A 4,654-nucleotide genomic window follows, 5' to 3' on the forward strand; every position below is an offset into this window, starting at 1 on the left:
TTGGAACCAAGAGTCTGTTTTAAAATGTGATGTGATTTGTATTACTATATTTGTCCTTAAATATACGGACTACTTTTTCAGTATCGGTTTAAATTTAGAATCTAAAACTTTTGGTATTTCTGTTACTCCGGTAGTTAAAAAAAGCCAGCACTTTCCATAAAGTGCTGGCTTTTTTTAACTACCGAGTAGACCGTAGGATCAAATTATAGAACCTTTTCCACAATGATCTGACATCCTTAAGTGGTTTTCTAGGCGTAGGATAGGAGCAGGAAGCTAATTGTTTTAAATAAAGCTTTAATTCTGTATTACAGCAGCCTACTTTCTTCTAATTGGTCAATCAATTGTGCCTTCCCTCCTTTATCTATTTTCATTTATCTCCCTCATTATTTCTGCTAGTAGTCGGGTAGATTTCAGGCGGTCATTTATGTCGTACATGGTGGATACCGTTATCAATTCATCCACCCCCGTTTCTTCCAGAAATTCCTGAATCTGCGTTTTTACCGTTTGCTTACTACCTACAAAGGAATATCGGAGCATTTGTTGTAAAGTTGGATGCTGCAATACTCCTTTCAACTCCTCGGTGAATTCGGTAGGTGGGTGTAAAGGGTCTCTGGATCCGGTTAATACACCCACAAACATTCTGATTAAGGAAGTGAATAGTTTTTCCGCTTCTTCATCGGTATCAGCCACTAAAACATTCGCACCGGCGATGGTATAGGGTTTATCTAAAAACTCGGAAGGTTGAAACTCCTGCTCATAGATTCGCAAAGCGTTGTGTAAATGCGTGGATGCAAAATGGCTGGCAAAAGCGTATGGCAATCCCTTTTCAGCCGCTATATGGGAACTATCGGTCGTCGAGCCTAATACGTACAGCGGAACAGCTGTACCTTCTGCAATGGGAGCCCTTACTTTCGCTTCTTTATTTTCTTTGGAAAAATACTGCTGAATCTTTTCAATTTCCCGGGGAAAGGAATGGGCCGCCTCCATGAAATCTGACCGGATAGCACGAGCAGTGGCCTGGTCGGTACCAGGTGCCCTTCCGAGCCCTAAATCAATGCGGCCCGGGTATAAATGGGCCAATGTGCCAAACTGTTCGGCTACAATCAAAGGCGAATGATTGGGAAGCATCACACCACCTGAACCTACCCGGATGGAAGTGGTGTTTTCGGCCACGTATCCAATGAGCAGTGAGGTAGCACTACTGCCAATATTATCTGAATTATGATGCTCGGCAAACCAGATGCGTTTGTAGTGATGTGCTTCCGCTTCTTTGGCTAAGGCCAATGAATTGTGCAGTGTCTGTTGTATGGTTTCTCCCTGCGATACAATGGCAAGTTCTAAAATGGAATAGGCTATCTTTTTGTTGTCCATAATTTTTTCAAATATTTATTAATCTGTTGCAACCTGATCTTTCTTCTCAAATGCAGCAAAACCGTTCCGGTAAGCCAGACCTAAGTGCTCCCGTAGCGTAGAGCCGGTATACTCCGTACGAAGCAAGCCTCTTTTTTGTAGGATGGGCACCACCTGATCCACAAAATCAGCCAGCGAACTTAAACCCGAATCCCCGATAATGTTAAACCCTTTCCCTACCCCGGCTTCAAACCATTGCTGGAGTTTATCCGCGATACTTTCAGGTGTTCCCAGGAAAACAGGGTGGTAGTTGATAGGGCCATGTGCCAGCACCTGTCGGATGGTGAAGCCCTTCATAGCCAGGTCGTAGGCGTACTGGGAGCGGAGGTCAGAGCGGTTAGGACGTGCGAGTTTCAATAAGCGTTCCGGAATCGGAGCATCAATATCCAGTCCTGTAATTGGTATGTTCAACATATGGCTTAGGTATTGCTGTCTCGCAGCTGGATCACCCAACTCATCTAACGCTGCCCGTCTTTCCAGGGCTTCTTTTTCGGAGGAAGCAATGGAAACTCCGATGCCATTGAAAATCGTGAAATCATCCGGATTCCTTCCGGCCTGTTTAATACTGACGGATAGTTGTTGCCAAGAAGCGACGGCATATTTCAGGGTAGGCGGGTTGCCATACATGGCATCGGCTTTGGTAGCAGCAAAATTATACCCATATTGACCGCCGCCAGCCGTAAACACCACCGGCATGCCCTGCGGCGAAGGCGGAAGATTGATGGGGCCTCTGGAGGAGACATATTCTCCCTGGAAGTTGATGGGCTTAATAAGTTTGTCATCCGCAAATTGCCCGGATTCTACGTCTAATTTCAATGCCCCTTCTGGCCAACTCCCCCACAGACGGAGCACGGCTTCCCATACCTCCGTAGAGCGGGCATGCTTCGGACTATGTTCTGGTGTTCCGGCAAAGTAGTTTAGCAAAGCATTAGGAGCACCGGTCGTTACCACATTCCAGCCCATCCTTCCTTTGCTGACCAGATCCAGTGACCGCATGGTGCGGGCAATACTATAAGGTTCATTGATGGAAGTGGACATGGTACTGATAAGTCCAACCTGTTCGGTCGCCTTGGCCATCAAGGCCATCAGGACAATAGGGTCTAAACTGCTACCATGTGGGGTTTTGGCTATATCGGGGCTTATTGCCGGGACATCTACTAAAAAGAATCCATCAAACTTTCCTTTTTCGGCCAGCTGCGCCCCTTTGATGAAGACATCTTCATTAATAAAGGCCGCTTTATCTTCCCCTGGCCACCGCCAACCGCCCTGCTCCAGGCCCTGCCCACTGGAAAGCTGGGCGATGATATGCATTTGTTTGTTTTTATCTTTACTCACAATATTCAGTTCGTTTATTTAGGTTATCTTTCTAAATGCCGGCTTGGGCAACTCCAGTTGGCCCCTCAGAGTATCAGATTCATACTCGGTGCGGAATATGCCGCGTTCCTGCAGAATAGGCACGACTAATTCAATGAAATCCCGCAAGCCATGGGGATGATCCTGCCGGAGTATCAACATATCTATTGCTCCTTGGTCATACCACTGCTGTACCTGATCGGCAACTTTCTCGGCTGATCCAAAAAATAGTGGACGCGGGAGGCTGTTTTTGGGAATCAACCGTAACAGTTCCATGTATTTTTCCAGGGCTTCCTGATCTGTCCTGCCAACAATCGGATTTTGTGCGACTGATACGATAAAGTCTTCCGGCCTTCTGCCTTTTTCAATTAGTTGCCGTCTTAATTCGTTGGCAATTGCCACTGTTTCCTCTAGTGTACTGCCATGGGTAAACATACCGTCTGTATAGCTGGTGGCGTGATCCATGAACGTTTGCGAAGTGCCTGCTGTGTATAATACCGGTCGCCCCTGAACGGAGCGACTAAGATTTAAAGGCCCGTAGACCTGGAAATATTTCCCCCGGTAATTCACCCGATGCATCTTTGATGGATTTAAAAACAAGCCACTCTCTTTATCCCGGATGAAAGCATCGTCTTCATAGGTATCCCACAACCCCAACAAGATCTCCATAAATTCTTTATTCATGGGGTATTGGTCTGACTTACCGAGATGGCCGCGACTGAAATTGACCATGCCTCCCGGGTTTGAGGTAATGGCATTTAAAGACGCACGGCCTTTGCTTATCTTATCCAATGACAGGATTTGGCGGGCTACGCTGTAAGGATCGGCATATGAAGTGGACACGGTAACCGATAGCCCGATTCTTTGGGTGTGCATGCTGAGCGCAGACATGACGGAAACACCTTCAAACATGCTCAGGTAATGCGGTATGTTTCCAGGGCCTACATGGCTCACATCGACCAGAAAGAGCGTGTCAAACTTGGCTGCTTCGGCGAGCTTTGCCTGTTGGATATAGAAATCAATGTTCTCACTGGCATCAGCCGGCATATCGGGATGCTGCCAGCCCACATGATTCCATCCTAGACCGTCAATATTGGCCGCCAGCTTTAACTTTTTTCTGTTTTCCATTTCAACTACTATTGATGCCTGATTCTACCTATGCTGAAACTCCTCCATGGGTGAGTATTGAGCGACGTTGTTCGAATCATTCTAAAGGCTCTTGTAAAGAATGCTGTTGCAAAATTACGAAAATACACTTTCCTTTGTATAGTACTTTCCTAAAGGAAAGTGAAATATCGTCAATAAGAAACAATGGCAGCAAAAAAAGCATGCAATGATTGCCTGAGCACGGTGAAGCCGGTGCGGGATACACTGGACGTGATCAATGGCAAATGGAAGTTGCCCATCATCATTTCGGTTACGACTGGAAATGAGCGGTTCACTGACATACAGGAGAGTATTCCAGGCATCACCCCCAAGGTTTTAGCCAAAGAGCTGAAGGAGCTGGAGCAGCACCAGTTAATCAAGCGCGTGGTAGTGAATGATTACCCGGTTAAGATCTTGTATAAACCGGAACCCTATGCTGATACTCTGTCTCCTATCATTTATGCCTTGAAGGATTGGGGGCTGAATCATCGGAAGAAAATCTTCGAACAAGATTAATCCTGAGGTTAGTATCTCGGAGAAGTCAAAAGTCAGTAGATTCTAATTGAAGCGCTGGAAATAAAATAAGATGGTAGGGTGATGTGATTGAAGAAGTGAGATAGTAAGAGGCCCAATAGTAAAATTCAAAACCGAAGGGGAAAATTATCGAACCAAAAAGGCCGCTCCAGTTTTAGCTGAAGCGGCTTTTTTTACTGTAGTAGTCCGTAGGGGAATCGAACCCCTGTTG

The 4,654-nt window shown here is 46.0% G+C and carries 4 protein-coding genes; 1 reads left to right on the forward strand and 3 read right to left on the reverse strand.

Features of this window, described 5'->3' with window-relative positions:
* Nucleotides 1-357: 357 nt before the first annotated feature.
* Genes OB13_RS11090 through OB13_RS11100 form a run of 3 tightly spaced genes read right to left on the reverse strand, consistent with a single transcriptional unit; the run spans nucleotide 358 to nucleotide 3,891 of the window.
* On the reverse strand, nucleotides 358-1,371 hold the full coding sequence (locus tag OB13_RS11090) for an LLM class flavin-dependent oxidoreductase (RefSeq protein WP_461490233.1): 1,014 nt from the start codon (nucleotides 1,369-1,371) through the stop codon (nucleotides 358-360).
* A gap of 18 nt (nucleotides 1,372-1,389) precedes the next feature.
* Nucleotides 1,390-2,745 (reverse strand): NtaA/DmoA family FMN-dependent monooxygenase, encoded by a 1,356-nt coding sequence (locus OB13_RS11095; protein WP_461490234.1) that lies wholly within the window; start codon nucleotides 2,743-2,745, stop codon nucleotides 1,390-1,392.
* 18 nt (nucleotides 2,746-2,763) lie between these two features.
* The gene (locus OB13_RS11100; RefSeq protein WP_461490235.1) at nucleotides 2,764-3,891 is read right to left on the reverse strand and encodes an NtaA/DmoA family FMN-dependent monooxygenase; all 1,128 of its coding nucleotides are present in this window, start codon (nucleotides 3,889-3,891) and stop codon (nucleotides 2,764-2,766) included.
* 183 nt (nucleotides 3,892-4,074) lie between these two features.
* On the opposite strand from OB13_RS11100, the gene OB13_RS11105 reads away from it, so the two are divergent.
* Nucleotides 4,075-4,425, forward strand: coding sequence for a winged helix-turn-helix transcriptional regulator (locus tag OB13_RS11105; protein ID WP_461490236.1), 351 nt, complete (start codon nucleotides 4,075-4,077; stop codon nucleotides 4,423-4,425).
* The last annotated feature ends 229 nt before the right edge of the window (nucleotides 4,426-4,654 follow it).

It is taken from the genome of Pontibacter sp. HJ8, from assembly GCF_054824225.1.

What these genes read in the sequence shown, in the direction of transcription:
- OB13_RS11100 (WP_461490235.1), bottom strand. Translation starts at nt 3,891, where the DNA reads ATGGAAAACAGAAAAAAGTTAAAGCTGGCGGCCAATATTGACGGTCTA.
- OB13_RS11105 (WP_461490236.1), top strand. Translation starts at nt 4,075, where the DNA reads ATGGCAGCAAAAAAAGCATGCAATGATTGCCTGAGCACGGTGAAGCCG.
- OB13_RS11090 (WP_461490233.1), bottom strand. Translation starts at nt 1,371, where the DNA reads ATGGACAACAAAAAGATAGCCTATTCCATTTTAGAACTTGCCATTGTA.